The organism is Ottowia beijingensis (assembly GCF_013423955.1).
GTDB classification, from domain to species: Bacteria; Pseudomonadota; Gammaproteobacteria; order Burkholderiales; family Burkholderiaceae_C; genus Ottowia; species Ottowia beijingensis.
On the sequence record NZ_JACCKX010000001.1, the window covers coordinates 1569701 to 1596032 of the forward strand.

18 protein-coding genes and 11 pseudogenes are annotated in these 26332 nt (G+C 66.9%); 24 read left to right on the forward strand and 5 right to left on the reverse strand.

The window, feature by feature from the left end:
* Window positions 1-27 precede the first annotated feature (27 nt).
* Window positions 28-2305: pseudogene (locus tag H0I39_RS07940) on the forward strand (helicase-related protein).
* Between the two features lie 225 nt (window positions 2306-2530).
* Window positions 2531-3129: pseudogene (pilL2, locus tag H0I39_RS07945) on the forward strand (PFGI-1 class ICE element type IV pilus protein PilL2).
* A gap of 23 nt (window positions 3130-3152) precedes the next feature.
* On the opposite strand, the gene H0I39_RS24605 reads toward pilL2, so the two are convergent.
* Window positions 3153-3377 (reverse strand): hypothetical protein, encoded by a 225-nt coding sequence (locus tag H0I39_RS24605; RefSeq protein ID WP_444547268.1) that lies wholly within the window; start codon window positions 3375-3377, stop codon window positions 3153-3155.
* Window positions 3378-3780: 403 nt separating this feature from the next.
* On the opposite strand from H0I39_RS24605, the gene H0I39_RS07955 reads away from it, so the two are divergent.
* From H0I39_RS07955 to H0I39_RS08055, 21 genes and pseudogenes are all read left to right on the forward strand, one after another.
* Complete coding sequence (locus H0I39_RS07955; protein WP_180550122.1) at window positions 3781-4506, forward strand: TIGR03759 family integrating conjugative element protein; 726 nt, start codon at window positions 3781-3783, stop codon at window positions 4504-4506.
* A complete protein-coding gene (locus H0I39_RS07960; RefSeq protein WP_033448807.1) occupies window positions 4488-5078 on the forward strand; it encodes a transglycosylase SLT domain-containing protein in 591 nt (196 codons plus the stop codon). Before H0I39_RS07955 ends, H0I39_RS07960 begins: the two co-directional genes overlap by 19 nt.
* Window positions 5075-5613 (forward strand): annotated as a pseudogene (locus tag H0I39_RS07965) (integrating conjugative element protein). Before H0I39_RS07960 ends, H0I39_RS07965 begins: the two are co-directional and overlap by 4 nt.
* 4 nt (window positions 5614-5617) lie before the next feature.
* A pseudogene (gene traD, locus H0I39_RS07970) lies at window positions 5618-7820 on the forward strand (type IV conjugative transfer system coupling protein TraD).
* Entirely contained in the window at window positions 7817-8566 is a 750-nt protein-coding gene (locus H0I39_RS07975; RefSeq protein ID WP_180550123.1) for a TIGR03747 family integrating conjugative element membrane protein, read from the forward strand. Before traD ends, H0I39_RS07975 begins: the two are co-directional and overlap by 4 nt.
* A 97-nt stretch (window positions 8567-8663) precedes the next feature.
* A pseudogene (locus H0I39_RS07980) lies at window positions 8664-9045 on the forward strand (integrative conjugative element protein, RAQPRD family).
* Window positions 9042-9275: a TIGR03758 family integrating conjugative element protein gene (locus H0I39_RS07985; protein WP_003821106.1), complete on the forward strand. Its 234-nt coding sequence runs from the start codon at window positions 9042-9044 to the stop codon at window positions 9273-9275. Before H0I39_RS07980 ends, H0I39_RS07985 begins: the two are co-directional and overlap by 4 nt.
* Before the next feature lie 16 nt (window positions 9276-9291).
* Window positions 9292-9651, forward strand: coding sequence for a TIGR03745 family integrating conjugative element membrane protein (locus H0I39_RS07990; RefSeq protein WP_023095489.1), 360 nt, complete (start codon window positions 9292-9294; stop codon window positions 9649-9651).
* 12 nt (window positions 9652-9663) lie between these two features.
* Window positions 9664-10065 (forward strand): annotated as a pseudogene (locus H0I39_RS07995) (TIGR03750 family conjugal transfer protein); the annotation flags it as partial.
* Window positions 10066-10069: 4 nt separating this feature from the next.
* Window positions 10070-10762 carry a PFL_4703 family integrating conjugative element protein gene (locus H0I39_RS08000; RefSeq protein WP_180550124.1) on the forward strand — a complete coding sequence of 231 codons (693 nt, stop codon included), beginning with the start codon at window positions 10070-10072 and terminating at the stop codon, window positions 10760-10762.
* Entirely contained in the window at window positions 10759-11676 is a 918-nt protein-coding gene (locus tag H0I39_RS08005) for a TIGR03749 family integrating conjugative element protein (protein ID WP_180550125.1), read from the forward strand. Before H0I39_RS08000 ends, H0I39_RS08005 begins: the two co-directional genes overlap by 4 nt.
* Complete coding sequence (locus H0I39_RS08010; RefSeq protein WP_180550126.1) at window positions 11666-13084, forward strand: TIGR03752 family integrating conjugative element protein; 1419 nt, start codon at window positions 11666-11668, stop codon at window positions 13082-13084. Before H0I39_RS08005 ends, H0I39_RS08010 begins: the two co-directional genes overlap by 11 nt.
* Window positions 13065-13505 carry a TIGR03751 family conjugal transfer lipoprotein gene (locus H0I39_RS08015; RefSeq protein WP_180550127.1) on the forward strand — a complete coding sequence of 147 codons (441 nt, stop codon included), beginning with the start codon at window positions 13065-13067 and terminating at the stop codon, window positions 13503-13505. The genes H0I39_RS08010 and H0I39_RS08015 overlap by 20 nt, the downstream gene beginning before the upstream one ends.
* Window positions 13505-16368 (forward strand): annotated as a pseudogene (locus H0I39_RS08020) (conjugative transfer ATPase). The gene H0I39_RS08015 and the pseudogene H0I39_RS08020 overlap by 1 nt, the downstream one beginning before the upstream one ends.
* 13 nt (window positions 16369-16381) lie before the next feature.
* Entirely contained in the window at window positions 16382-17167 is a 786-nt protein-coding gene (locus tag H0I39_RS08025; RefSeq protein WP_180550128.1) for a DsbA family protein, read from the forward strand.
* A 181-nt stretch (window positions 17168-17348) separates the two neighbouring features.
* Window positions 17349-17842 (forward strand): annotated as a pseudogene (locus H0I39_RS08030) (JAB domain-containing protein).
* A gap of 162 nt (window positions 17843-18004) precedes the next feature.
* Entirely contained in the window at window positions 18005-18451 is a 447-nt protein-coding gene (locus H0I39_RS08035) for a TIGR03757 family integrating conjugative element protein (RefSeq protein ID WP_180550129.1), read from the forward strand.
* On the forward strand, window positions 18448-19395 hold the full coding sequence (locus H0I39_RS08040; RefSeq protein ID WP_180550130.1) for a TIGR03756 family integrating conjugative element protein: 948 nt from the start codon (window positions 18448-18450) through the stop codon (window positions 19393-19395). The genes H0I39_RS08035 and H0I39_RS08040 overlap by 4 nt, the downstream gene beginning before the upstream one ends.
* A gap of 10 nt (window positions 19396-19405) precedes the next feature.
* Window positions 19406-20787 (forward strand): annotated as a pseudogene (locus tag H0I39_RS08045) (integrating conjugative element protein); the annotation flags it as partial.
* Window positions 20788-20794: 7 nt separating this feature from the next.
* Window positions 20795-21142, forward strand: a complete 348-nt coding sequence (locus H0I39_RS08050; RefSeq protein ID WP_180550131.1) for a hypothetical protein — start codon at window positions 20795-20797, stop codon at window positions 21140-21142.
* A gap of 15 nt (window positions 21143-21157) precedes the next feature.
* Window positions 21158-22293, forward strand: a pseudogene (locus H0I39_RS08055) (conjugal transfer protein TraG N-terminal domain-containing protein); the annotation flags it as partial.
* 200 nt (window positions 22294-22493) lie between these two features.
* On the opposite strand, the gene H0I39_RS08060 reads toward H0I39_RS08055, so the two are convergent.
* Window positions 22494-23825 (reverse strand): IS1380 family transposase, encoded by a 1332-nt coding sequence (locus H0I39_RS08060; protein ID WP_180550132.1) that lies wholly within the window; start codon window positions 23823-23825, stop codon window positions 22494-22496.
* A 96-nt stretch (window positions 23826-23921) separates the two neighbouring features.
* On the opposite strand from H0I39_RS08060, the pseudogene H0I39_RS08065 reads away from it, so the two are divergent.
* Window positions 23922-24311: pseudogene (locus tag H0I39_RS08065) on the forward strand (conjugal transfer protein TraG N-terminal domain-containing protein); the annotation flags it as partial.
* 6 nt (window positions 24312-24317) lie between these two features.
* On the opposite strand, the gene H0I39_RS08070 reads toward H0I39_RS08065, so the two are convergent.
* From H0I39_RS08070 to H0I39_RS08080, 3 genes are all read right to left on the reverse strand, one after another.
* A complete protein-coding gene (locus H0I39_RS08070; protein ID WP_180550133.1) occupies window positions 24318-24677 on the reverse strand; it encodes a DUF3742 family protein in 360 nt (119 codons plus the stop codon).
* Between the two features lie 84 nt (window positions 24678-24761).
* The gene (locus tag H0I39_RS08075) at window positions 24762-25394 is read right to left on the reverse strand and encodes an RES family NAD+ phosphorylase (RefSeq protein WP_180550134.1); all 633 of its coding nucleotides are present in this window, start codon (window positions 25392-25394) and stop codon (window positions 24762-24764) included.
* A gap of 12 nt (window positions 25395-25406) precedes the next feature.
* Window positions 25407-26033 (reverse strand): integrase, encoded by a 627-nt coding sequence (locus H0I39_RS08080; protein ID WP_180550135.1) that lies wholly within the window; start codon window positions 26031-26033, stop codon window positions 25407-25409.
* Window positions 26034-26332: the final 299 nt, after the last annotated feature.

The following is a 26332-nucleotide window of genomic DNA, read 5'->3' on the forward strand; positions in this document are numbered from 1 at the left end:
TGCCCCATTTTTCATTGGAGCATCACCATGTCCCTCGATCTCGAAACCACTGCCGTTGAAGCCGCGCCCGTACAGGGCGAACTGCTCGATGCGGAATCTTCCCCTCTGACCCTGAGCCTTCAGGATTTCGTCGGCGAGTTCGGCGACGAACTGCTCGACGCCCTCAACAGCGCGAACCCGCCGGTCTATAACGGCCAGCCGCAGGCGCACCGGCAACTCGTCGTCGCCAGCCTCAAGCGCAAGCTGTTCCCGGCCCAGGCCGAAGTCGTCCACGCCGCCGCCGAGCTGCTGATCGACCGTGGCGAACGCGCCGCGATCGTCAATGGCGAAATGGGCTGCGGCAAGACGACCGTCGGCATCGCCACGGCCGCTGTGCTCAACGCCGAAGGCTACCGCCGCACCCTGGTTCTTTCGCCGCCGCACCTTGTTTACAAGTGGCGGCGCGAGATCCAGGAGACGGTGGCAGGCGCCAAGGTGTGGGTGCTCAACGGGCCGGACACGCTCGTCAAGCTCATCAAGCTGCGCGAGCAGTTGAATGTCCAGCCCACGGGCCAGGAGTTCTTTGTCTTGGGCCGGGTCAGGATGCGGATGGGGTTCCACTGGAAGCCCGTCTTCACCCAGCGGCGTACCCGTCACGGCAACGTGGCGGCGTGCCCGGACTGCGGCACGGTCATCACCGACCTCGACGGCGAGCCGGTCAACCCGGTCGCGCTCCAAGCCGAGGAATACCGCAGGAAGTGCAGCCATTGCGCCGCCCCCTGTGGACACTGATCCGCCCGCGCAGCCTGTCCGGCAGCGACCAGTCCTCGGCCGTGCTGAAAGCCTTGAAGCGCATCCCGACGATCGGGGAAGTCACTGCGCAGAAGCTGATGCAGAAGTTCGGCGACGGGTTCTTGGCGTCGATGCTGGGCGACAACATCCACGAGTTCATCAACTTGATGGATGGCAACGGCGAACTGGTCTTCTCTGACCGCCAGGCGCATCGCATGGAAAGAGCGATGGCGAACATGGAGTTCGGCTTTGGCGAAGGCGGCTACCAGCCGTCCGAGTTCATCAAGCGCTATCTGCCGCAAGGCACGTTCGACTTGTGCATCGCGGACGAGGCGCACGAGTACAAGAACGGTGGCAGTGCCCAGGGTCAGGCTATGGGCGTGCTGGCGGCGAAGGCTCGCAAGACCTTGCTGCTGACAGGCACGCTGATGGGCGGCTACGGGGACGACCTGTTCTACCTGCTGTTCCGAGCCCTGCCTGGGCGGATGATCGAAGACGGCTACCGCCCGACCACGAGCGGCAGCATGACCTCGGCGGCCATGGCGTTCATGAGGGACCACGGGGTCCTCAAGGACATCTACTCCGAAAGCACCGGCACGGCGCACAAGACGGCCAGGGGCACCAAGGTATCGGTGCGCACGGTCAAGGCTCCCGGCTTCGGGCCAAAGGGGTCTTGCGGTGCATCCTGCCGTTCACGATCTTCCTCAAGCTCAAGGACATCGGCGGCAACGTCCTGCCGCCGTATGACGAGGAGTTCCGCGAAGTCGCAATGGACACGGCGCAAGCCGCGGCCTACCGCGACCTGGCGGGTCGGCTGACCGCAGAGCTGAAACAGGCTCTGGCGCGACGCGATACGACGCTGCTGGGTGTGGTGCTCAACGTGCTGCTGGCCTGGCCGGACTGCTGCTTCCGGTCGGAAACCGTAGTGCATCCGCGCACGCGCAACACCTTGGCGTTCGTCCCGGCTCAGTTCAACGAGTTCGAGGTGACGCCGAAAGAGCGCGAGCTGATCGACATCTGCAAGGAAGAGAAGGCGCAGGGCCGCAAGGTTCTGGCCTACACGGTCTATACCGGCACGCGCGACACCACGTCGCGCTTGAAGGTATTGCTGGAGCAAGAAGGCTTTCGGGTGGCGGTGCTGCGCGCAAGCGTGGACGCCAGCCGCCGCGAGGACTGGATCGCCGAGCAACTGGACCGTGGCATCGACGTGCTCATCACCAACCCCGAGCTGGTCAAGACGGGCTTGGATCTGTTGGACTTCCCGACGATCGTTTTCATGCAGTCGGGCTACAACGTGTACTCGCTCCAGCAGGCGGCACGCCGCTCCTGGCGCATCGGACAGAAACAGCCGGTGCGCGTGATCTACCTGGGCTACGCCGGTTCCTCGCAGATGACCTGCCTGGAGCTGATGGCCAAGAAGATCATGGTCTCGCAGTCCACCTCGGGCGACGTGCCCGAATCGGGCCTCGATGTGCTCAACCAAGACGGTGATTCCGTCGAGGTCGCACTGGCCCGGCAACTTGTCGCCGCCTGATCCCCACGCCAACGCCGGCCTCGCGCCGCCGGCTTTCCATTGTTCCACCTTGCAGCCACGCCCACGGTCTCCGTGGACGTGGCTGCATCTTCACTGGCCCCTTCGGGGGCCTTTTTCTTTGGAGGAGGCTGCCGGGAAATCGGGCGCTGCCTGGTTCGCATTGTTTGCTGCCGCTCGTGGCCCGAGCGGCGATGGTGAGGGCTCGATGTTTCAGGACGACGCGCCATGTGCCCCTCTCCCCCTGGTTTCACCATCCCGAACGCCGCCTGCTGGCGGGTTTTCTCGGCCTGCTTTGGTCGGTGCTGGCTGGCGGCTGCGCCACGACGAGCGCGCCGGTCGCGCCCGACACCATCGAGGAAATCTCGGCCGCGCCCGTACCCGAGGCGCCCGATTACATCCCCGTCGTGCGCTACGGCCGCTACACCCTCGTGGAACTGGCACCGACGGCAGCGCAGCGCGACCTGCTGTTGCAGACCATCGACGTGTCGATGCCCGAGGATGCCCGCGCCACGGTCGGCGACGGGCTACGGCATGTGCTCAAGCGCAGCGGCTACGGCCTGTGCCAGACGGCGCACGCCGTGATCGAGCTGTACGCACTGCCACTGCCGGCGGTGCACCTGCACCTCGGTCCCATGACCCTGCGCGATGCGCTGCTCACCCTGGCTGGTCCGGCCTGGGAACTGCACGCGGATGACCGCGCGCGGCAAGTCTGCTTCGAGCGGCCCGGCGACAGCATGACCGCCGACAACGTACCCGCGCCGCCCGCCGCCGAGGTGGTGCAGACGTTCCCGCTGGCGCCCGCGGCATCGGGAGGCCAGCCATGAACGCCCCGCAGCCCGCCCATCGTTCAACGGCCGCCGTGGTGGTGCAGAGCCTGATGTGGCTCTGGCTGATCGGCCTGAGTGTCCTCGTCGCCCTCGGCTACCAGGCGATGAACGACCAGACCGACCAGGAGCGCCTCGATTCCCGCCTGCAACGCCTCGAAGCGCAGGCGACAGGCCTGGCCGAGAACATCGAGGCCATCCAGCAGCGTCCGGCTGTCGCCACGGCGGCAGACCTCAAAGACACCCACCAAATCCTGGAAGCACGCGCGGCCCAGGTCGAGAAATCGCTGAGCGCCTATGCCGCTGCCGACGATCTTCAGGCACTGCGCGCCGAAGTCGAGCAGGTCAAGGCGCGCCAGACCGCCGCACGCGCCGCAGTACCCGCCCAGCCGCGCGCACCGAGCAAGTCAGCCGCCAAGTCTGAACCCCCGCCGCTCCCGTTCCGCATCGTCGGTGCCGAACTGCGCGCCGGCGAGCGCAGCGTGTCCGTCGCGCCGAGCAGTGGCGACTTCACGCCCGACCAGCTTCAGGTGCTGCTACCCGGCGATGCCGTCGGCCCGTGGCGCTTGCAGGTCATCGAAGGCAACACCGCGGTGTTCCAGGCCGGCGACCAGACCCGCCGCGTGGCGATTCCTGACCGGAGCAGATCGCATGAAGCCATCGATCATCCTTTCCGCGCTCCTGCTGGCGTCCACCCAGGGGCCCGCGTGGGGGCAGCAGCCCGCCACGGCTCCCGCCCGCAATGCGCAGAGCCAGGAGCGCCCGCTGGCCGCTCGCGTTCTGGACGACCGGGTGGCGAGCGACTGGGGCCTGCAACCGCAGGAGTGGACGCGCTACCGCGAACTGATGGACGGGCCGCTGGGAATTTACTCGCCCAACCTGGACCCGTTGTCGGCCCTGGGCATCGAGGCGCGCACCGATGAAGAACGGCGCCGCTACGCCGAGCTGCAGGTGCAGGTCGAAGCGCGCCGCGTGGAGAAGCTGCTCGCCTACCAGAGGGCTTACGACGAGGCCTGGCAGCGTCTGAACCCCGGCATGCAGCGGGTGAACATGCCCGACGACAAGCCGGTCGCGGGAGCCACGCGCGGCTCCGGCCGCACGGCGGTGTTCGTCAAGGACGGCTGCGAAGCCTGCGGGCAGCTCGTACAGCGCCTGCAATCCTCGGGGACCGAGTTCGACCTGTACATGGTCGGCAGCCGCCAGGACGATGCGCGCATCCGCGACTGGGCCAAACGCGCGAACGTCGATCCGGCGCGCGTGCGCAGCGGCACCATCACGCTCAACCACGACGGCGGCCGCTGGCTGTCGCTGGGCCTGCCCGGCGACTTGCCCGCGGTCGTGCGCGAGGTGAACGGCCAATGGCAGCGCCAGCCATAGCCGCACTCCTGCGCGCACTGATGCTCGCCGCTGGCCTGTGCGCCTGCGTCGCCCAGGCCCAGGAGGTTCCGCCACCGGCCTACCAGCTCGCCGCACAGCGCGCAGGCATCCCCTCGACGGTGCTCTACGCCGTCGCCTTGCAGGAGAGCGGCATCCGGCGCAACGGGCGCATCGTACCGTGGCCGTGGTCGCTCAATGTCGCCGGCCAGTCGCGCCGCTATGCAACCCGCGCCGATGCCTGCGCGGGCTTGCAGCAGGTGATGCGCTCCACGCCGCACACGCGCATCGACGCCGGCCTGGGCCAGATCAACCTCGGCTACCACCAGCAGCGCTACGCCAGCGCGTGCGACCTGCTGGACCCGTACCGCAACCTCGCCATCGCTGCCGAGATCCTGCGCGAGCAGCACACCCCCGGCGAGGACTGGTTGCTGGCGATCGGCCGCTACCACCGTCCTGCGGGCGGCGAGCCTGCCGCCCGCTACCGGCGCAGCGTGTCGCGCCACCTCGCCCGGGTGCAGGGCGCACGCCCAACCGCCGCGGTTCTCGCCGCACGCCAGGAGACATCCCCATGACGACATCCCATCTGGCCTTGCGGGGCCTGCTCGTACTGCTGGCGGGCCTGCCGCTGGCCTCGCTTGCCGGCGAGCCGCTGATCGTGGTCGAAGACCGTGGCGGCGCGTCGGCGCTGCCGTACTACGAAGCCCTGAACCTCCAGCCGCGCGCCAACGCGCCGGCCCGGCCGCCGATCCCGACACCCCAGGTTCTCGCCACGCCGGCGGACGAGGCCGCGATGCTACCCGTGCGCAGCGCCAAGCTCACGCCCGGCACCGTCGCGCGGCGGGTCATCGAGGCACCGGGCCTGCGGCCTTTCGTGGTCGTCGGCGACGACGAGGCATCCCGGCCTGGCTGCGCAGCCAGGCGGCAGCGCTGCGCGAGCGCGGCGCGGTCGGCCTGGTGGTCAACGTCGAGACCGTGCAGGGCCTGGCGCTGCTGCGCGCCCTGGTGCCCGGTGTGCCGCTCGCGCCTGTGTCCGGCGACGACCTGGCCGAGCGTCTGGGCCTGCGGCACTACCCGGCGCTGATCACGGCCACCGGCATCGAGCAATGAAGCCATGTCGGGGAAACAGCCGGTCGAGGTACTGCTACGCCCAGCGGTGGAGCTATACACCGTTGCCGCATGCGCGGGCGCCGCGTTTCTGTCCCTGGTGGCCCCATGGTCGCTCGCGCTGAGCCCGTCCATGGGCGTCGGCAGCGCGCTGGCGTTCGGCGCCTACGGTGCCATCCGCTACCGCGATGCCCGCGTCATCCTGCGCTACCGGCGCAACATCCGCCGCCTGCCTCGATACGTGATGACCAGCAAGGACGTGCCGGTCAGCCAGCAGCGGCTGTTCGTCGGGCGCGGTTTCCTGTGGGAGCAGAAGCACACCCATAGGCTGATGCAGACGTACCGGCCGGAGTTCCGCCGCTACGTCGAGCCGACGCCCGCGTACCGGCTGGCGCGGCGTCTGGAAGAACGGCTGGAGTTCGCGCCGTTCCCGCTGTCCCGGCTGCCAGCGCTCACCGGCTGGGACGTGCCTTTCAACCCGGTGCGGCCGCTGCCGCCTGTGGGCGGTCTGCCGCGCCTGCACGGCATCGAGCCCGAGGAGGTGGATGTCAGCCTGCCGTTGGGCGAGCGCGTCGGGCATTCGCTAGTGCTGGGCACCACGCGCGTCGGCAAGACCCGGCTGGCCGAACTGTTCGTGACCCAGGACATCCGGCGCGTGAACGCTGCGGGCGAGCACGAGGTGGTGATCGTGATCGACCCCAAGGGCGATGCCGATCTCCTGAAGCGGATGTACGTAGAGGCCAAGCGCGCGGGCCGCGAAGGCGAGTTTACGTCTTTCATTTGGGCTGGCCGGACATTTCCGCGCGCTACAACGCCGTGGGCCGCTTTGGGCGCATCAGCGAGGTGGCCACCCGCGTCGCGGGGCAGCTTTCCGGCGAAGGCAACAGCGCGGCGTTCCGCGAGTTCGCCTGGCGCTTCGTCAACATCATTGCGCGCGCGTTGGTGGAGCTGGGGCAGCGCCCGGACTACATGCTGATCCAGCGGCACGTCATCAACATCGACGCGCTGTTCATCGAGTACGCCCAGCATTACTTCGCCAAGACCGAGCCCAAGGCCTGGGAGGTGATCGTCCAGATCGAGGCCAAGATCAACGAGAAGAACATCCCGCGCAACATGATCGGGCGCGAGAAGCGCGTGGTGGCGCTGGAGCAGTACCTCTCGCAGGCGCGCAACTACGACCCGGTGCTGGATGGCCTGCGCACGGCGGTTCGCTACGACAAGACGTACTTCGACAAGATCGTCGCATCGCTGCTGCCGCTGCTGGAGAAGCTCACCAGCGGCAAGATCGCCCAGCTCCTGGCTCCGAACTACTCCGACCTGGCCGACCCGCGCCCGATCTTCGACTGGATGCAGATCATCCGTAAGAGGGCCATCGTCTATGTGGGCCTGGATGCGCTCTCCGACGCCGAGGTCGCCGCAGCGGTCGGCAACTCGATTTTCAGCGATCTCGTGTCGGTCGCCGGGCATATCTACAAGCATGGGATCGACGATGGCCTGCCAAACACTTCGATGTCGGCATCGGCCAGTGCGCGCGTGCCGATCAATGTCCACGCCGACGAGTTCAACGAGTTGATGGGAGACGAGTTCATCCCGCTGATCAACAAGGGCGGCGGTGCCGGCCTGCAAGTCACTGCGTACACGCAGACCCTCTCGGACATCGAGGCCCGCATCGGCAACCGCGCCAAGGCCGGTCAGGTGATCGGAAATTTCAACAACCTGTTCATGCTGCGCGTGCGCGAGACCGCGACCGCCGAACTGCTGACCCGGCAATTGCCGAAGGTCGAGGTCTATACGACCACCATCGTCAGCGGCGCGACCGACAGCTCGGACATTCGCGGGGCGACGGATTTCACGTCGAACACTCAGGACCGCATCAGCATGTCCAGCGTGCCGATGATCGAGCCGTCTCACGTCGTCGGCCTGCCGAAAGGCCAGTGCTTCGCGTTGCTGCAGGGCGGCCAGCTTTGGAAAGTGCGCATGCCGCTGCCGGCGCCGGACCCGGACGAAGTGATGCCGGCAGACTTGCAGCAACTGGCCGGGTACATGCGCCAGAGCTACAGCGAAGCGACGCAGTGGTGGGAGTTCACCAGTTCCCCGCCTTGCAGGACACGGGCCTGCCCGACGACCTGCTGGATGACGCCGCTGCGGCCGAACCTCCCGCGGTGGCCATTGCCACCGACGAGGACACCGGCAACAAGGCCTCGCCATGAAGGACGCCGCCTCGACTGCACAACGGGAGCAGAACCAGCGCCAGGGCCTGATCGTCGGCACCATCACCTTGCCGTTCCGGCTGCTCGGGGTGCTGATCGGCTCGCTGCTGTTCTCGATCGTCGTGGAGTGCGTAGGCATGCACCTGTTCTGGAAGGACCAGGGCTGGCGGCACTCGCAGCAGATGTTGCAGTACGAACTGGGGCACCTGTCCAGCCACTTCACGCGTAGCGTCGTCGTGCAGGAGCCGGGGCGCACCGCGCACGAACTGGTGGATACCGGCTACGAATGGGTATTCGTTCGCTCCGGGCTGCTGGAGCGCATGAGCCAGACCGCCGAGCGCGCCCGCGCACCCAGCCACGGGCAGACGCGCAACTTCCGCTACTACATCAGCCAGGTCTATGTCTGGGCCGAGAACTACCTGATTGCCGCGGCCTTCACCACGCTCACGTTCCTGGTGCGCCTGCTGGCTCTGGTGCTCACGTTGCCGCTGATCTTCACCGCGGCGTTCGTCGGCCTGATCGACGGTCTTGTGCGCCGGGACGTGCGCCGGTTCGGCGCAGGCCGGGAATCCGGCTTCATCTACCACCGCGCGAAGGCGAGCCTGATGCCGCTGGCCGTGCTGCCGTGGGTCACGTACCTGGCCTTGCCGATCTCGGTGCATCCACTGCTGATCCTGCTGCCCAGCGCCGCCTTGCTGGGACTGGCCGTGAGCCTGACCGCAGGCAGCTTCAAGAAGTACCTCTAGGCCATCAATCCGGGCATGCGCGAGTTCCTATTGTTTGCGGCCTAAAGCCCCTCGCTGCCCACGATCAAGCCATTGCTGATCACACAGGAATGGCGCGATGTTGGCTCCGATCTGGCAGCGCGCCGCGCATCGCGGCGTGCCCATTTTTCTCGTGACGGCCCTGCTGCTGGGTCAGTCCCCGATGGCGTTGGCCGAGTCCCCGCACAGCGCCAGGAGCTGGTCGCCGCGCTGCGCCAGCTCGACGCCTTGGAGCGCACCGTCGCCGACAGCGCCGCGCATGCCCCCGTCCAGCCGGGCGAGCGCTACCACTTCGATTACCCGCGGCTGCTGGCTGACCTGGCGCGCGTGCGCGCCGGCATCCAAGCCCATCTCACACCGTCGCGTGCCCAGCCGCGCGATCCTCCGAACTGGCCGGCGACTACCGCACCGAGCGGTCCGCTCCGCCATCGCCGACGACGGCTGCGGAGGGCAAGCAATGAACGGTGCCCAGGTCTCGGCATTTCAAGCCAACAGCGGCATCGCGCCGTCGGCGATGGCGACCGTCCTGGTCGGCGCCGTGTTCGCGGTCCTGCTCGTCTGGGGCGTCTGGGCCATCCGAACGGCCTACGTGGGGTGGTCCGAGAGCCGCCTCAACCAGCGCCAGTTCCTCGGCGTCTGCATCCGCTTCGTCGCGATGTACCTCGTCCTGAGCTTCTTCCTCCTCTCCTGACCTGAAAGGCATGACCATGCAAAACCGCATCCTCCATTCCCGTCTTGCCCAGCGCGCCGCTGTGGCACTGGGCGCCGCCGCGCTGCCCGCGCTGTCGTTCGCGCAAGGCTTGCCGCAGTTGGAGAACCCAACCCGCGGCACCGGCAACGGCATCATGGAAACGATCAGGAACTACGGCTACGACATCATCATGCTCGTGGCCCTCCTGGTCGTGGCGTCGATGTTCATCGGCGTCTGCTACCACGCCTACGGGACCTACGCGGAAATCCACACCGGCCGCAAGACCTGGGGCCAGTTCGGCCTCACCGTCGCGATCGGTGCCGTGCTGCTGGTGATCGGCATCTGGCTGCTCACCGAAGCCACCGGCATCCTGTAAGGCGAGGCCGGTATGTCCGACCAGCAGCACATCCGTGCGGACGGGACGGTCACGTTCCTTCCGCATCGGCTCAACCGCCACCCCGTGGTCGTGCGCGGCCTCACCGCCGACGAACTGTGGATCTGCTGCGGCCTGTCCGGCGCCGCCGGCCTGCTGGTCGGTGCGCCGCTGTCCTGGGTGTTCCGCACGATCGCCATCGCGCCGACGTTCGTCGTCCTGGGCGTGGCCCTGGGCGTCTTCATCGGCGGCGGCATCCTGCGCCGGCTCAAGCGCGGGCGTCCCGACACCTGGCTGTACCGGCAACTGCAATGGCGCATCGCCACGCGCCATCCGCTGATGGCGGGCTGGGTAGGCGGGCACGTGCTGATCTCGCGCTCCGGCTTCTGGTCCACCCGAAGGTCCGTTGCAAGGGGGCACGATGAGCCGCTTCAAGAACGAGATCATCCACCTGCAGGCGCACATCAAGACGCTTCGCCTGGGCGCTGGCGCGCTGGTCATCGTCGCCCTGGTCATGGGCGGTGGCTGGTGGAGCGCGCCGCGCGACCTGACCATCCACGTCCCGCCCGACCTGCGCTCCGGCAGTACCCGGAAGTGGTGGGAAGTGCCGCCCGAATCGGTCTATGCGTTCACGTTCTACGTGTTCCAGACCCTCAACCGCTGGCCGACGAACGGCGAAGAGGACTACGCGCGCAACCTCCACACGCTCTCGCCGTACCTCACCCCGTCCTGCCAAGCCTTCCTGCGCGCGGACTACGACTACCGCCGCAGCACGGGCGAACTGCGCCAGCGCGTGCGCGGGATTTATGAAATCCCCGGCCGCGGCTACGGCGACGACCCCACGGCGCGCGTGCGCGTGGTTTCCGACCGCGACTGGGTGGTGACGCTCGACATCACCGCCGACGAGTACTACGGCGCCGAGCAGGTCAAGCGCGCGCTCGTGCGCTACCCGGTGAAAGTCACGCGGGTGGACGTCGATCCCGCCCGCAATCCGTTCGGCCTGGCGCTGGACTGCTACGACGGTGCGCCCCAGCGCATCAGCGCCCCGGAGCCGACGCGCCCGGCGCCTGACGGCCTGTCTCCGCAAGCGCCCCAAGGAGGAAACACCCCATGAAGCATCCTGTACTCGTGCTGCTGGGGCTGCTGGCCGCGGCCGCGGCACCCGTCTCCCATGCTGTGGAGATTCTGCGCTGGGAGCGCATGCCGCTGGCGGTGCCGCTGAAGGTCGGCCAGGAGCGCATCGTGTTCATCGATCGGAACGTCCGCGTGGGCGTGCCTGCGGGCGTGGGCGAACGCCTGCGCGTGCAGAGCGCGGGTGGTGCGGTGTACCTGCGCGCCAGCGAGCCGATCGAGCCCACGCGGCTGCAATTGCAGGACGCCGACACGGGCGCGCTGATCCTGCTCGACATCGCGGCCGAGCCGCCCAAGGACGGCGAAGCCGAGCTGGAGCCGGTGCGCATCGTCGAGGGCAGCAGCACCCCGGCACGCTATGGTGATCAGGCAGGCGGTGCCAATGAGGCCCCAGCACGCGCCCAGGATGAGACAGGTACGCGGGCAGCGCGGCGCGAGACGCCGGTTTCGGTCGTCCTGACGCGCTTCGCCGCGCAGAACCTCTACGCGCCCCTGCGCACCGTGGAGCCGCTGCCCGGCGTCATGCGGGTGAACCTGCGCCGCGACCTCGACCTGGGCACGCTGATGCCGACGCTGCCCGTGCGCGCGGTCGCGCTTGCGTCATGGCGTCTGGAAGACCAGTGGGTCACCGCCGTGCGCCTGACCAACAGCAGCAGCGGCTGGGTCACGCTCGACCCGCGCGTGCTGCAAGGCGATTTCCTCACCGCCACCTTCCAGCACGAAGCGCTCGGCCCCCGCGGGACGCCCGAGGACACGACCGTCCTGTACCTGGTGACGCGCGGACGCGGCCTCGCGCAATCGCTGCTGCCGGCGATCCACCGCTTCGACCCGGCCGTGCATCTGCCGCAGCCGGAAGCGGAAGCCGACGACGGCAAGGAGGCCCGCCATGCGCAGTAACGGCTTGCTCAAGTGGCTGATGATCCCGGTCGCCTTGCTGGTGCTGTTCGTTGCCATCCGGCTGTTCTCCGGCGGAAGCACGTCGGCACCGCCCGCCGCGGATGCCGGCTCCAAGCTTACGCCCGAGGAAATGAAGGCGTTGGGCATCGAAGGCGATACCCCGCGCGACACCGTTGCAACCCTGGTGGCCCAGGTGAAGCAGTTGCGCACCGAGCTTCAGACCGCGCTGACCGACAACAAGTCGCAGCGCGAGGAAAACCAGCGGCTGCGCCAGCGCGAAAACTCCATCGACCAGCGCATCAATTCGGCCCTCGAATCCGAGCGCTCCAACCTGCGCCGCGACCAGGAACAGGCGGCCAGCGCGCGCCAGCAGACCGAGGGGCTGCTCGCCGACCTGCAGCGGCGCCTGGACAGCATCGGCGGGCGCGGCGGCGGCCATGCTGATCTGCCGGTGGGCCTGGGGCTGCGTGATGGCGACGAGGCCGGCATGGAAGGCGGCATGCGATGGGTCGAACCGGACGACGCGAAGAAGGCCGAGGGCCGCAATGGCAGTCGTGGCACGGGCAACGGCATGAGCTTCCCGACGAGCTTCGGCCCCGCGCAAAGCACGCTGGAAACCACCGCGGAAACCGTGGCGAACGCCGGCGCACGTGCGGCAGGCGTCAAGAGGGCCAAGCCGGTCTATACCGTGCCGACCAACTCGACGCTGATGGGGTCGGTCGCGATGACGGCGCTGATCGGTCGTGTGCCGATCGACGGGACGGTGAACGATCCGTACCCCTTCAAAGTGTTGGTCGGGCCGGACAACCTCACGGCCAACGGGATTGATATTCCCGACGTGGCCGGTGCGGTGTTCAGCGGAACCGCATCGGGTGACTGGACGCTCTCGTGCGTGCGCGGCCAAGTGCGCAGCATCACCTTCGTCTTCAACGACGGCACGATCCGCACCATCCCCGAAGACCGTGAAGGCAACCAGCAGAACAACCAGCAACGCGACGGCCTGGGCTGGATCATCGATCCGCACGGCATCCCCTGCGTCAGCGGCGAGCGGCGCAGCAACGCCCAGCAATACCTCGGCTCGCAGGCCCTGATCACGGCGGCCGGTGCCGGCGTCGCCTCGCTCATCGAGAGCGACAGCGGCCGCATGTCCTACGTCGGCTCGGACGGCGCCATCGGCACCGTGGGGATCAGCGGCCAGGAAGCGGTCGGCCAGATCCTCGCGGGCGGCGTGCGGGACATGTCGGCCTGGGTCAACAAGCTCTACGGCCAGGCCTTCGCCGCCGTCTATGTGCAGCCCGGCGCCAAGGTCGCCGTCCACCTCGAAAAGCCGCTCGCCATCGATCACGACCCCGAAGGCCGGCGCGTCGATCACCGTGCAGGAGAAAGCCATGCGCTCGAACTCGATTAAAGGCCTCGCGCTGGCAGCGGCCGTCGCCGTGCTCGGCGGCTGCGCCACCAGCAAGGAAGAGCTGCTGACCCATAGCGACCGCACCATGATGGACATCTGGCAGCAGGAAACGGGCGGCGGCGGCAGTGGCACCGGCCAGGTCGCCCGCCGGCAGTTGCTCGACGCGCGCCAGCGCCTGCGCCGGCCGCTGACCGACGCCGATGTGCAGGCCGCACCGGCCGAGCAGATGCGCTACACGCGCACCGCGCGCAACGAGGTCTATCGCCAGTTCCAGCGCCTGCCCAACCCCGATCTCGTCATGTACGTGTACCCGCACCTGGCGGGCACGGACCCCGTGCCGGTTCCGGGCTACACGACGGTCTTCCCGCTGTACCAGCGCGTGCAGTACGCCATGCCCGGTGAACGGCTGGAGGACTATTGATGCGCTGGAAACTTCCCTGGCCGAAGCTGGCCGCATCCGGCACCGGCGACGAAGAGAAGCCGGACGGCTGTCAGCGCCACGTCGAGGCCTTGCGCCAGGCCGGCGTCCCTGAACCCGGCGCAGCGGTCCAGGACCGCAGGCCGGCGACGGTAGCCGACGAGCAGGCGCTGTACGACGTCGCGCCGTCGTTCGCGGAACTGCTGCCTTGGGTGGAGTTCTTGCCGCAGTCGAAGTCCATGCTGCTCGAAGACGGGCAATCCGTGGCGGCCTTCTACGAGTTGGTGCCGCTAGGCACCGAGGGGCGGGAACCCGGCTGGCTGGCACATGCCCGCGATGCGCTCGAAAACGCGCTGCAAGACAGTTTCGATGAACTGGACGAGAACCCTGGGTGCTCCAGCTCTACGCCCAGGACGAACCCAGCTTCGACCAGTACATGGAGAACCTGCGCAACTACGTGCAGCCGCGCGCCCGCGGCACCGCATTCACGGAGTTCTACCTTCGATTCTTCAGCCACCACCTGCGCGCGGTCGCCAAGCCGGGCGGCCTGTTCGAGGACACGGTGGTCACGCGGCTGCGCTGGCGCGGCCAGACGCGGCGGGTGCGCATGGTGATCTATCGCCGTGCCACCGGGCAGGCAAGCCGCCGCGGCCAGACGCCCGAGCAGATGCTGAACATCGTCTGCGACCGCCTGTGCGGCGGGCTGGCGAACGCAGGCATCCAGGCACGGCGCATGGTCGCAGCCGACGTCCACGACTGGCTGCTGCGCTGGTTCAATCCGCGCCCCGCGATGCTCGGGCCGAGTGCAGAGGACCGGGAGCGCTTCTACGCGCTGGCGCGCTACCCCGACGAGACCGAGGACGGCGAGATCGAACTGGCGAGCGGTCGGGATTTCAGCCAGCGGTTGTTCTTCGGCCAGCCACGCTCCGACGTGGAGCGTGGCACCTGGTACTTCGATGGCATGCCGCACCGCGTGCTGATCACCGACCGGCTGCGCATGCCGCCCGGCACCGGACACCTGACCGGCGAGACCCGCAAAGGGGATGCCATCAACACGCTGTTCGACCAGATGCCGGAAGACACCTTGCTTTGTCTCACGATGGTCGCCACGCCGCAGGATGTCCTGGAAGCGGACTTGAACCACCTGGCGAAGAAGGCCGTGGGCGAGACGCTGGCGTCAGAGCAGACGCTCAAGGACGTGCAGGAAGCCCGCTCCTGATCGGCAGCGCACACAAGCTCTACCGGGGACGCTGGCGTTCTACCTGCGCGGGCGCGACGAAGCGGAGCTGGACCGGCGCGGCCTGGACCTGGCGAACGTCATGCTCAACGCCGGCTTGCAGCCGGTGCGCGAGGACGACGAGGTGGCACCGCTCAACAGCTACCTGCGCTGGCTGCCGTGCTGCTACAACCCCGGTCAGGACCGGCGTAGGTGGTACACCCAACTGATGTTCGCGCAGCACATCGCGAACGTGTCGCCGGTGTGGGGCCGCGCCCAAGGCACGGGGCACCCCGGCATCACGATGTTCAATCGCGGTGGCGGCCCGATTACGTTTGACCCCTTGAACAGGTTGGATCGGCAGATGAATGCCCACCTGTTTCTGTTCGGCCCTACGGGCTCGGGAAAGTCCGCGACGCTCAACAACCTCTTGAATCAGGTCACGGCCATCTATCGGCCGCGGCTGTTCATCGTGGAGGCCGGCAACAGTTTCGGCCTGTTCAGCGATTTCGCCAAGCGGCTGGGCCTGACCGTGAACCGGGTCAAACTGGCCCCTGGCTCGGGCATCAGCCTGGCACCGTTCGCCGATGCGCGCCGGCTGATCGAAACGCCGAGCGACGTGCAGACGCTCGATGCCGACGCGCTGGACGAGGACCTTCCCCGGATGCCTCGGCCATGGAGGCGGACGAGCAGCGCGACGTGCTGGGCGAATTGGAGATCACGGCGCGGCTGATGATCACCGGCGGCGAGGACAAGGAAGAAGCTCGGATGACGCGGGCCGACCGCTCGCTGGTCCGCCAGTGCATCCTCGACGCCGCCGAGCACTGCGTGGCCGAGAAACGCACGGTGCTCACGCGCGATGTGCGCAACGCGCTGCGCACCCGCGGCCAGGACCCGACGCTGCCCGAGATGCGGCGTGTGCGGCTGCTGGAGATGGCGGACGCGATGGACATGTTCTGCCAAGGCACGGACGGCGAGATGTTCGACCGTGACGGCACGCCGTGGCCCGAGGCGGACATCACCCTGGTGGACCTCGCAACCTACGCCCGCGAGGGCTACAACGCCCAGCTCTCCATCGCCTACATCAGCCTGATCAGCACGGTGAACAACATCGCCGAGCGCGATCAGTACCTGGGACGCCCGATCATCAACGTCACCGACGAAGGGCACATCATCACGAAGAACCCGCTGCTCGCGCCCTATGTCGTGAAAATTACAAAAATGTGGAGAAAGTTGGGGGCCTGGTTCTGGCTCGCAACGCAGAATATCGACGACTTGCCACGCGCTGCAGAGCCCATGCTCAACATGATCGAGTGGTGGATCTGTCTCAGCATGCCGCCCGATGAAGTCGAGAAGATCGCGCGGTTCCGCGAACTCTCGCCCGCGCAGAAGGCGCTGATGCTTTCGGCCCGCAAAGAGGCGGGGAAATTCACCGAAGGCGTCATCCTCTCCAAGAGCATGGAAGTGCTGTTCCGCGCCGTGCCACCGAGCCTGTACCTCGCGCTCGCGCAGACAGAACCAGAGGAGAAGGCCGAGCGCTACCAACTCATGCAGCAGTACGGCTGCACCGAACTGGAAGCGGCTTTCAAGGTGGCCGAGAAGATCGACCAGGCGCGCGGCATCGAGTCGCCGGCCCTGGAACTGTCGTAAGCCGGAGAACGCCATGGAACCGAAACGTCCTTCCATCCCGATGCAGGTCCAGGCGTTCCGCGGCCGCACTCGGCGGCCTCGCTGGCCCTGGGTCTTGGCTGCTGCGCTGGTCGCGCTGCTGCTGATCTGGCTGGTGTTCCGGTCGCCCGGCGAATCCCCGCCGCAGCCGCCCGCGTCGGCCAGCATGACGCAGCCTTCCGGGCCGCCCTGGCAGATGGGCAACCCGGAGGGCCGCTTCACGCTGACGCTCTATGCCGACCTGGAGTGCCCGTTCTGCCGGGAGTACTTCCCGCAGCTCAAGCGCTGGGTCGGCAACAACACCGACGTCGCACTGCAATGGCACCACCAGCCGCTGGCTGCGCACGAGCCGGCCGCGTCGGCCGAGGCACGTCTGGCCGAGTGCGCCGCTGAAGCTGGCGGGCATGCTGCGTTCTGGCAAGCCGTCGAATGGGTCTATGCCCATACGCGCAGCGACGGCCAAGGATTGCCCGACGGGCTTCAGTACCCCGAATCCACGCCAGCCATCGAGCAGTGCATGGCAAGCGAACGTCCCGGCGCCGCCATTCGCGTCCAGTCCTCAGAAGCCACCAAGAGCGGCGTGACCGCCACACCGTCGCTGCGGCTGCTCGATCGCCAGACGGGCCAGGCCATCCTGCTGCAGGGGCCTATCGAGGGCGATGCCTTGCTGTCGGCCATGGACATGCTGGCGGCTGGGGACATGGCCAGCGACGCGGCGGCTTCACCCGCCACCGCCACATCCGAAATGCCTGCCGACGTTGTCGGCGACATGCCCAGGTAGCCCTCGGTCTTGGAGGCTACGGCACGGCTTGCCGCGCTGACCGCTACCCGTTCGCTTTCGCATCCTGGCCGCGAACAATCACCGCCGCGCGGTGATGGATGCACCTTGTTCCGCTGTTTCCATCCCCAGGAGGGCTTGCCCTCCCAGGGGGCGCCCTCCGCTCACTTTCTGGAGGTCCGCCATGTCTCTCGTCGCCAACGACTCCTGCGTGGAGCCACGTTTTTCCCCGCGTCCCAATCCGATGACTGGATCATCCGGCAAGCCATCGCGTTGCTGGAGCAGCGGGTCTTCAAGAAGGGGCCATCCCTGGAGAGGCCTGCGGCCGTCAAGGACTACCTGCGCCTGAAACTGGCCGCCGAGCCCAACGAAATCTTCGCCATCGTTTTTCTCAACAGCATGCACGAGGTGCTGGCCTACGAGCCGATGTTCAAGGGCACGGTCCATTCGACCACGGTGCATGCGCGCCCAATCGTGCAGCGCGCCCTGGAACTTAACGCCGCTGCGGTCATTTTTTCGCACCAGCACCCTTCGGGCTGCACGGAGCCGTCAAGCGCGGACCGCGCGATGACCCAGACGCTGAAGACCGCGCTGGCGCTGATCGATGTGAGGGTGCTGGATCACCTCATCGTCGGCCAGGGCACGCCGTACTCGTTCGCGGAATCCGGCCTGCTGTAGCGATGGCATCGGCTTGCTAATCCACGCGGAGGCTTCGGCCTCCGCTTTTTCATGGGCGCGAGACAAGCAGGTATGCGGGCAGTGCGCGATGCGCATTGTTTGTTGGGGCCGCGTCGGCTTCGCGATTGACTACTGCTCTGATCAACTTCAAGGGCACGCGACATGCCAGCATCTATTTCCAGGTTCGCGCCGGGCTGGCGAACCCTCGGCCTGGCCGTGGCGCTGCCGGCAGCCCTGGCCGTTTTCAGCCCGGCCACCTTCGCCGCCGACGTGGTGGTCGTCACCGACAGCCGCCACCCGGTCAAGACCATGGGCGGCGAGCGGCTGATCGAGCTGGACGAAGCTCACAGGATTGAAGCGGAGCTTTCAGCGGAACTGCCCACCGATCCCGAACAAGCGACGGCCATCGTCAAGCGCCGGCTCTCAAGCGGCGGCGCCGACCTCCAGCGCCGCATCGCCTCCGCATATCAGGGCGTCACCGACGCATGGAGCCTGGGCGTCACCAGCCTCCCAGCAGTCGTGGTGGACCAGCGTTACGTGGCCTATGGCGAGCCGGACGTGGCTCGCGCCATTGCGCGCATCGAGCAGCACCGGAGGACCCAGCCGTGACCCGAGCATTCGACCTGATGCGCCGCCTGCACGCTAGCGTGGCGTCCGTGCTGCTGCTCAGTGCCACCGGCAGCTACGCCCTCAACACCGCCACCATCGTCGGCTCGGTGGCTTCGCCCGATTGCCTCGAATACCGCGTCGTCGGCATCTGCTACTGGCTCTACTGCACCTGGACGGGCTGCACGGTGCGCACGTCCACCAAGGTTCGCCACTACGTTCCCGATGCAGTCGTCTCCAGCTACAGCAACACCGGCGAGAACCCCTGGGTCGAAGTCCGGGCAATGAGCACGCCCAACCCGTCCGCCCAGGCAGGCGGCGATGGAACCACGAACGAGGATCACGAAAACAACCTCGCGAAGTTCAAGAACGCCGACGTGATCGGCCACCCTGGCGTCGAGGTTTTCAACCAATTCATCTCGTCCTCGGGCTATTTCTGCGAGGGCGCGGGCACGGCATTCATGCCGTACTTGCTCAGCACCTTGGACACGCTGGCCTGGCGCTACAACGTGCCCGAGATGGCCTATCCGGAAGCGCTGATTCCGGGCCGGCGCGAGGTCGGTGCGCGCGCCACGATGAACCTCTGGGGCAACGTGTATCCCCGCGGCGGTTTCTTGCACCAGAGCGACGACCTTAAGGCTGGCGCAGTAGTCGCACAACGCGCTGGCGATGTCGTCACGCGCCGCGGGCAGATCCACGTCTATCAGCCGCTGCTCGCCAGCTCCCGCGACGGCTACTGGCCTGCCGGCGCGCTGATGGAGGGCGACGCCTCGACCGGCAAGTGGCAGGAACTCACGCCCGTCCTGTCCTCGTCCTGCACGGTTTTCCCTCGCAGCGGCTTCCTGACCCAGGCCCAACAGGGCGACTACGCCTGGGCGCTGTGGCGGCCCTATGCGTGCTGCGAACGCAGGGGCCAGGTGTTCCTCGGCAGCGTCGATTTCTATTGAGGGTACGGCGATGAAGCGTCCTGAACTGACGAACCTCTCCACCAAGACGGGTCGCCTTCTGCGTCCGGCGATCCTGGCCGGCGCGCTCGCGCTGGGCTGCGGCCTGGCGTGGGCACAGACGGGATTCCAGACCAGCGGCCCGGTGATCGGCGATGAGGTCATGTACTCCATCGGTGGCGGCAGCGCGGTGTCCATGGGCCGTGCGGCCGGCATGCGCTCGATCGGGGTCGGCGTGGGCTGGAACAGCAACCTCATTTGCGGTGACATGAGCATCCAGACCACGCTGCGCAACCAGCTCAACGGCATCACGAACGGCTTTCAGCAGATCATGAGCAACGTGATCCAGAGCGCCACGAGTGCCGTGGCGTCCCTGCCTGCGCTGATCATCCAGCGCGCTGATCCTGGCCTGTACAACCTGCTCACCAACGGCGTGCTGCAGGCGCGGCTGGATTTCGACCGTTCCAAGCTGACGTGCCGCGCGATGGCGGAAAAGATGGCCGAGACGGCGGGGGCCAGCTTGGCTGGAGCCAGATGGCGGAAGGCATGGCGCTGCGTGACGCGATGGGGAGCAACGACGCCGTGTCGGCCGTCGAGCAGGCCGAGACGCGCCGGGGCAACGACGGCGTGCCCTGGGTAGGCGGCAACAATGCCGGCGGCGCAGGCCAGACCGCCATCCGCGTGGTCGGCGACGTCACCCGGGCGGGCTACAACCTGGTCAATGGCCGCGGCGTGACCGACACGTCCTCCATTGCGCCCGTCAGTTGCGCCAGCCTGTCCTGCCAGACCTGGACCTCGCCACAGCAAGCAACCGAATGGGCCACGCGGGTCCTCGGGGAACAGGTGCAGCGCACGTGCGATTCCTGCACCAAGACCGAGACCGTACCCGGCGTTGGGCTGACGCCGCTGATCCAAGAGGAATACGAGGCGAAGCTGGAAGCCTTGCAGGAACTGGTCTCGGGGGCGCGCAACACGACGTTCGAGAACCTGCGCGCTGCCGGCAGCACCTCGCTGCCGATCACGCGCGGCGTCATCGAGGCACTGCGTGACGAGCCGGACCAGGACCTGCTGGCGCGGCGCCTTGCCTCCGAAGTTGCGCTGTCGTCCGTGTTGGAGAAGGCATTGCTGCTTCAGCGGACTTTGTTGACCGGCAAGAAGGAGCCCAACGTGGCGGCGAACCAGTTGGCGGTCGAGACCGTGAACCACGAGAGCGACACGCTCGACCAGGACATCCGCAACCTCAAGACCGAATTGGAACTGCGCCGCGAACTGGCGAACAACTCGCCCATGGCCATCATCCAGCGCCACAGCACGCGGGCGGCTGGCTCGCGCGGCATCTACGAAGGCGATCCGGTGCCCGACCGCCTCGATCGGTTGCAGAAGGGCAATCCCGGGGCAGGCCATGAACACGACCTGGCTGCACCCGCGCTGGCTGTTCAGCCGGCGCGCGGCAAAGGCGCTGCTGTGGGCGGTGGCGCTCGTCGCCGCTGCCGTGGGCGCAAACATCGTGGGCATCTACCTGCTGGGCAGCGTTGCCGGCTGGGAGCAGTGGCTGGCGGCAGCTTCAGGCTACTTCCTGGTGTGGCGGCTGTGCCTGTATGGGGCAACGGCCTATGGATGGGTGTGGATGCGCCGCCGGCTGCTGGCGCGCGAAGACGACGAGCAGGCGCGGCGGCGCCTGATGCGCAGCGAGATCGCTGGCGTCGTTGCCATCGTGGCGCTGGAAGCCAGCCTGTTGATGCGGGGCTGAGGGGAGATTCAGGCCATGACTCTTTTCACGACCGACTACCTGGAGTACTACCTGACCCTCGTGTCCTGGATCATCAACAACGGCATCTGGGCGGTGCTGGTGTCCAGCGGGGTGTCCGCGCTGCCCTTCGTGGCGATCATCGTGCAGGAGTGGCTGAAGGCCCGTGCGGAAGGCGCCGACGAAGGCAACAAGGGCGTGCTCTCGGCTGCGCGCATCGAGAACCGGGTGTTCGTCGCCATCGTCGTCGTGATGTTCGCCGGCATCCCGTTCATCGACGTGGACCTCAACACCATCCAGTACGACAGCTCGCGCTCCGCCCAGTGCCAGGTCAGCGTGCCTCAACCCACGGATACAGGCTGGTCGCAGTCTTTCAGCACGCTCAACAACCAGAGCGCCAAGGTGCCGGTCTGGTGGGGTTTCATGCACGCGCTATCACGTGCCGTCACGGGCGCCTCGGTGGCGGCCATCCCGTGCGGAACAGACCTTCGGCAGATGAGGATGGAGATCGATGCCACGCGCATCGACGATCCGGTACTGGCTCAGGAGGTGGCGGATTTCACGCACAACTGCTACGGGCCGGCGCGCGCCAAACTTTTCATGCAGCGCCCGGATCTCGATGAGGCGCAGATGCACGATGTCACCTGGATCGGCTCGCGCTTCTTCACGGACACCGCTGGCTACTACGACAGCTATCGGTCCGCCACACCGCGCGACAACTGGCCCTACGACAGTACCCGCGACGCCGGGCTGGCGCAGGTCGCCAGTGGCGGCGGCTATCCGACCTGCAGGCAATGGTGGGCCGATGGCAGCAACGGCCTGCGGGCGCGGTTGCTGGGCCAGGTGGACCCGAGCCTGCTCACGCGGCTGGCGGGCTGGGCGGGTTTTTGAGCCGTGCCCAAGTGGACGATTCGGTGATCCGCGCGATCGCGTCACCGCGGCAGCAGAAGCTGAACCAGGGCAGCGTCTATACGGACTACGGCGGCCAGATCGACAAGACCTTGCCGAACATCATCACGCGCGCTGCCGGCGACGTGGGGATGGCCGTCGGGGGTATCGCGGCGTTCCCGGCAATGGACGTGGTGCGCCAAGCGCTGCCGATGGTGCTTGCGCTCCTCAAGATGGCGCTCGTGATCTGCATCCCATTGGTGCTAGCCCGGATATTTCACGCATGTAGCCAACGGCGTGCGCAGCGGGGCATCGCGGCGCGGATTTGAGCGAGCAAGGCCACGATGTTGGCCGCAGCCATGGGTGTGATGGTCGGCATGCGCAATGCCGTCGCACTGACCCCCACCCCGGCTTGGGTTGCGGGCCGTTTTTGTGTCATCGCGCCGGCCAGGCGCTGCTGGTGTGTTCAGGGTGAGCGCAGCTGGCTCATGGCGTGCGCGAAGGTCTGCGCACTGGGCCAGTTGGAGGCCAGGTACAGGCGGATGCGCCGCGTGTTGCGCGTCACCACTGCCGCCACCTTGAGCAGCTTGATGCGCAGCGTGTCGATCTGCGCCGTGGCCAGCTCTGTGCCCTGCAACGCCAACGCGCGCAGCCTCTCTACCAGCACGTAGCCCAGCGCGGCCAGCAGCATGCGCAGTTGGTTGGAGCGCAGCACATGGCAGCTCGTGCGCGTGGCGAACAGCCCTACCTGCGCTTCCTTGATCCGGTTCTCCGCCTCGCCGCGCTGGCAGTACACGCCGTCGTACAGCGCCTGGGGATCACCGGCAAGGTTTGTCACGATGAAGCGCGGGTTGCAGCCTTGCGCGCCCCATTCAAGCCGCGTGATCACGCGCCGCTCGTGCGGCCAGCTCTGTGCGGCGTAGTCGAATTCATCGACCATGCGCTGTTTGGCCCCGCTGCGCTCGTATTCGTCTTTCATTGAGAGTTCGGCAAACGCCACGCGCGCCTGCAGCCGTGCATTGCGCGCCAGACCCACGATGTAGTGCACGCCGGCGCGCTCGCACCAGTTCAGGATGCGTTGGCGGCAGAACCCGGAGTCGGCCCGAAACACGATGCGCACCTGCGGCCAACTCTGGCGCAGTCTGCGCACCAGCAGCTTGAGGATGGCCCCAGCGTGCTGCGCCGCATCGATGTTGCTGGGCCTCAAGTAGGCGCACAGCAGTTGCTGGCCGCAGAACACGTACAGGGGCAGGTAGCAGTAGCTGTCGTAGTAACCATGGAAGAAGCGTGCCTCCTGCTGGCCGTGCAACGGGTTGTCGGTGGCATCAAAGTCCAGCACCAACTCTTCGGGCGCGCTCTCGAAGCTGGCGATGAACTGATTGACCAACACCTCGTGCAGCCGCCACGCCGTGGCACGGTCGGCCCATTTCTCCAGTCGGCAAAGCGTGGGCGCGCTGGCAATCTCGTGGTCCACGCCAACAGCCGTCTGCACAGCCACGTCACAGCGCAGAGCACCGTGGTCGTTGAGGTCTTCCCAGCCCAGCGCCAGGCCGTACACCCGCTGGCGCAACATGTCGCGCACGTCGTGCGTGATCAGTAGCGGATTGCGCGGATCGGCGATGCAGCGCGCCGCCGCATCCATCAAGCCCAGCTTGCGATCGACCTGGCCAAGCAGCATCACGCCACCATCGCTGGTCATGCTGCCGCCGTCAAAACACCCCTGCACCACGCGCCGGCCCAACCGGCCAAAGTCCATGCTCCCAACGTCAATTTCTTCGGTACAGTTTGGCTTCGGCATTGCCCGCTCGTTGATCAAGATTCGACACCTGGATTTTCGGGCACACAAGGGCAATGCCGTACTCGTTTGTGGCTCTACTACGGTGAAATATCCGGGCTAGTCGTAGGCACCTATGACCTGAAGACGGTCGTCACCGTGAGCGTCGTGCAGTTCGCGCTGTTCTTCGTGGATTTCTGGTTCCAGTTGGCCCGCTGGATCGACAGCACCATCCTCGATGCGCTCTATGGATGGGGCTGGGGCTGGAACCGGCCGCACAGCAATTTCGATCCACTGGTGGGGCTGAACAATGCCTTTGGCGACATGCTGCTGAACTTCGTCATGGGGACGATGTTCATCGTGCTACCCACGTTCTGGATCATGGCGCTGGCTTGGGCAGGTATCCGCGCCGGCAACGTCCTGCAAGGCCTCGCCGGCGCGACGGGAGATGCCAAGGCTGCTGGCGGGAGGGGTGGCGGCATCGCGATCAATGCCGTGTCGAAGAAGTAGGCGCAGCTAGGCGTCCTCGACGTGCGGATCAATGCGAAAACCGTCGTAGGTGTACAGGCCGAATCCTGCAGGTCCATTGCGCCATTCTGGCTCGGGCAAGTCTTCGTCCAGCCCAGCATTGCGCGCCACCCAGGCGGCCACCATCGCAAACACCAGCAGCAGCGCCAGCCAAGCCGTGCTGTACAGCAGCACACCGAGCACGACCAACTTGATCGCCCACAGCAGCGCAGCGGCACCGGCCAGCGGCACTCCCTTGGAGGCCAGCCAGTTCGACGCCCGCCGTTCGCCGCGCGCATAGGCACGCCATCCACGGCCAAAGGCGCGGCCGAGGCGTTCTGCGGTGCTGGTGCGGGTCGTCGTGTTCATGGTCGTCTCCTGCTGTTGAGGAATGCCTATTCCAGTTTGCTCCAATTCATTCGGTTTGAGGCTTCAATGCGCTTTCTTGCTGCTTCAGGACGCTTCGTCCTCCGGCTCCACCGGGCCGGGATCGGGTTCCACGCCGATGCGGTAGGTGGCAACGAACTGCGGCCAGTCCACATGGTCAACCAGCTCGATGTCCTCGACAACGCTGACCTTGGCTCCCGCACGCTCGAACAGGGCAATGCTCTTGGCGGGATAGTTGTTGCGCGACGGGTAGAGCACCCCGTCGAACAGGGGCTGGCCGTCGTTTCCGCGCATCGCATGCACCTGGGCGGACACCTGCTGCGTGTGCGTGTAGTCGCGGCTGGCCAACTGCTCCAGGTTCAGACCGAAGTAGCCCGCCATGACGCCCGGCGCCGTGAGGTCGGCCAGGAGCACATCGTCCAGCACGCCTACTGCGCGCACCATCCGGACCTGGACTTCCTTCAGGGCGATGGAGCGCTTCGTGTCTTCAAGCCACTGGTGCTTGTGAAACACCGACTCCATCAGCGCCGTGGGCAGGTCGCGCCCCAGGTAGAGCACGCCATAGGCCCCCGCCGGGTCATCGTAGCGATTCGTGCTGCTGCGGCCAAAGTACAGCGGACTGCCCCGATAGACGACGCGGCTCACATGCTGGAGCAGTTCACCGGCATCGATCAGGAACGAAGGCAGCTCGTGGCTCATGGCGATCTCGCTTCAATGCACCTGGACGCCCAGCACGTTGAACACGGCCTCGGCCACGTCATCGATCGTGCCATGCGTCACCGCATCCACCGGCGAGCGACCGCCCAAGCCTTCGAGTGGTTCGGACAGCGCGCGGTAGATCGTCCAGTGGTCGATGCCCTCGACCTCCTGAAGCACGGCTTGGGTCAACTGCTGCTTCACCGGGTCGAGCTGCCAGTCGGGCAGCTTCTGGCCGCGCGGCCCCACGTTCAGCGCCAGCAGACGACGGGCCAGGATGTCCTTGTAGATTTGCTGCCGCGACTTGTCCGCCAGCTTGGCGAACTCGGCAGGCGGCAGGTTGTCCGGCTGGTTGAAGGCTTCCAGCAGCACGGCGCGGCCTCTCTGGACGTCGGTTTCAGTCGGTGCCCAGCGCGTGTCGGCGCGCAGCGCGGCCGCCTTGCGCTGCAAGGCCTGCGCCACCGTTTCACCTTCCAGGTTGGCGGGCAGCTTCACCGCCTCCACGCGCTCGTGGATGAACGCCTGCAACTCGGCCGCGAACGCCGGGGCATCCCGGATTTCGACGGTATCCGCGAATCGGCGCACATCCTCCACCGTGACGCGCGGCAGACGATCGGCAATGAATTCGATGGCAGTGGGCATGGTCATTTCCCAGGTAGGTTTGAGACAGGATTCACTCTAGTCGCCTTTGTCTCTCTTGTCAACTTTGTCGCCTTATTGGAAGCCTACCTGGCGGGGCAGCGTCTTGGGAGCATGGGCCCGGGCCAGCGCCAGGTCGCCGTCCAATCCATTCGTGCGGGTTCCACATTGACGCTGGAGCCGTAGCCCAGGCCCCGCTATACCGAAACGGTTAAAGGCCAAAGGGTCGAAACGGCAAGGGAATGGGGTGCAAGGGGAAAGGCCCTACCTCGAAAAGGCCAAAAGGCCTCCCGCCCGGCCCG

Coding starts and splice junctions, on each gene's coding strand:
- H0I39_RS08015 (WP_180550127.1), top strand. CDS start 13,065: ATGCGCTCGAACTCGATTAAAGGCCTCGCGCTGGCAGCGGCCGTCGCC.
- H0I39_RS08070 (WP_180550133.1), bottom strand. CDS start 24,677: ATGAACACGACGACCCGCACCAGCACCGCAGAACGCCTCGGCCGCGCC.
- H0I39_RS08075 (WP_180550134.1), bottom strand. CDS start 25,394: ATGAGCCACGAGCTGCCTTCGTTCCTGATCGATGCCGGTGAACTGCTC.
- H0I39_RS08025 (WP_180550128.1), top strand. CDS start 16,382: ATGGAACCGAAACGTCCTTCCATCCCGATGCAGGTCCAGGCGTTCCGC.
- H0I39_RS08060 (WP_180550132.1), bottom strand. CDS start 23,825: ATGCCGAAGCCAAACTGTACCGAAGAAATTGACGTTGGGAGCATGGAC.
- H0I39_RS08050 (WP_180550131.1), top strand. CDS start 20,795: ATGAACACGACCTGGCTGCACCCGCGCTGGCTGTTCAGCCGGCGCGCG.
- H0I39_RS08035 (WP_180550129.1), top strand. CDS start 18,005: ATGCCAGCATCTATTTCCAGGTTCGCGCCGGGCTGGCGAACCCTCGGC.
- H0I39_RS08005 (WP_180550125.1), top strand. CDS start 10,759: ATGAAGCATCCTGTACTCGTGCTGCTGGGGCTGCTGGCCGCGGCCGCG.
- H0I39_RS08010 (WP_180550126.1), top strand. CDS start 11,666: ATGCGCAGTAACGGCTTGCTCAAGTGGCTGATGATCCCGGTCGCCTTG.
- H0I39_RS07990 (WP_023095489.1), top strand. CDS start 9,292: ATGCAAAACCGCATCCTCCATTCCCGTCTTGCCCAGCGCGCCGCTGTG.
- H0I39_RS07955 (WP_180550122.1), top strand. CDS start 3,781: ATGAAGCCATCGATCATCCTTTCCGCGCTCCTGCTGGCGTCCACCCAG.
- H0I39_RS07985 (WP_003821106.1), top strand. CDS start 9,042: ATGAACGGTGCCCAGGTCTCGGCATTTCAAGCCAACAGCGGCATCGCG.
- H0I39_RS08080 (WP_180550135.1), bottom strand. CDS start 26,033: ATGCCCACTGCCATCGAATTCATTGCCGATCGTCTGCCGCGCGTCACG.
- H0I39_RS07975 (WP_180550123.1), top strand. CDS start 7,817: ATGAAGGACGCCGCCTCGACTGCACAACGGGAGCAGAACCAGCGCCAG.
- H0I39_RS07960 (WP_033448807.1), top strand. CDS start 4,488: ATGGCAGCGCCAGCCATAGCCGCACTCCTGCGCGCACTGATGCTCGCC.
- H0I39_RS08000 (WP_180550124.1), top strand. CDS start 10,070: ATGAGCCGCTTCAAGAACGAGATCATCCACCTGCAGGCGCACATCAAG.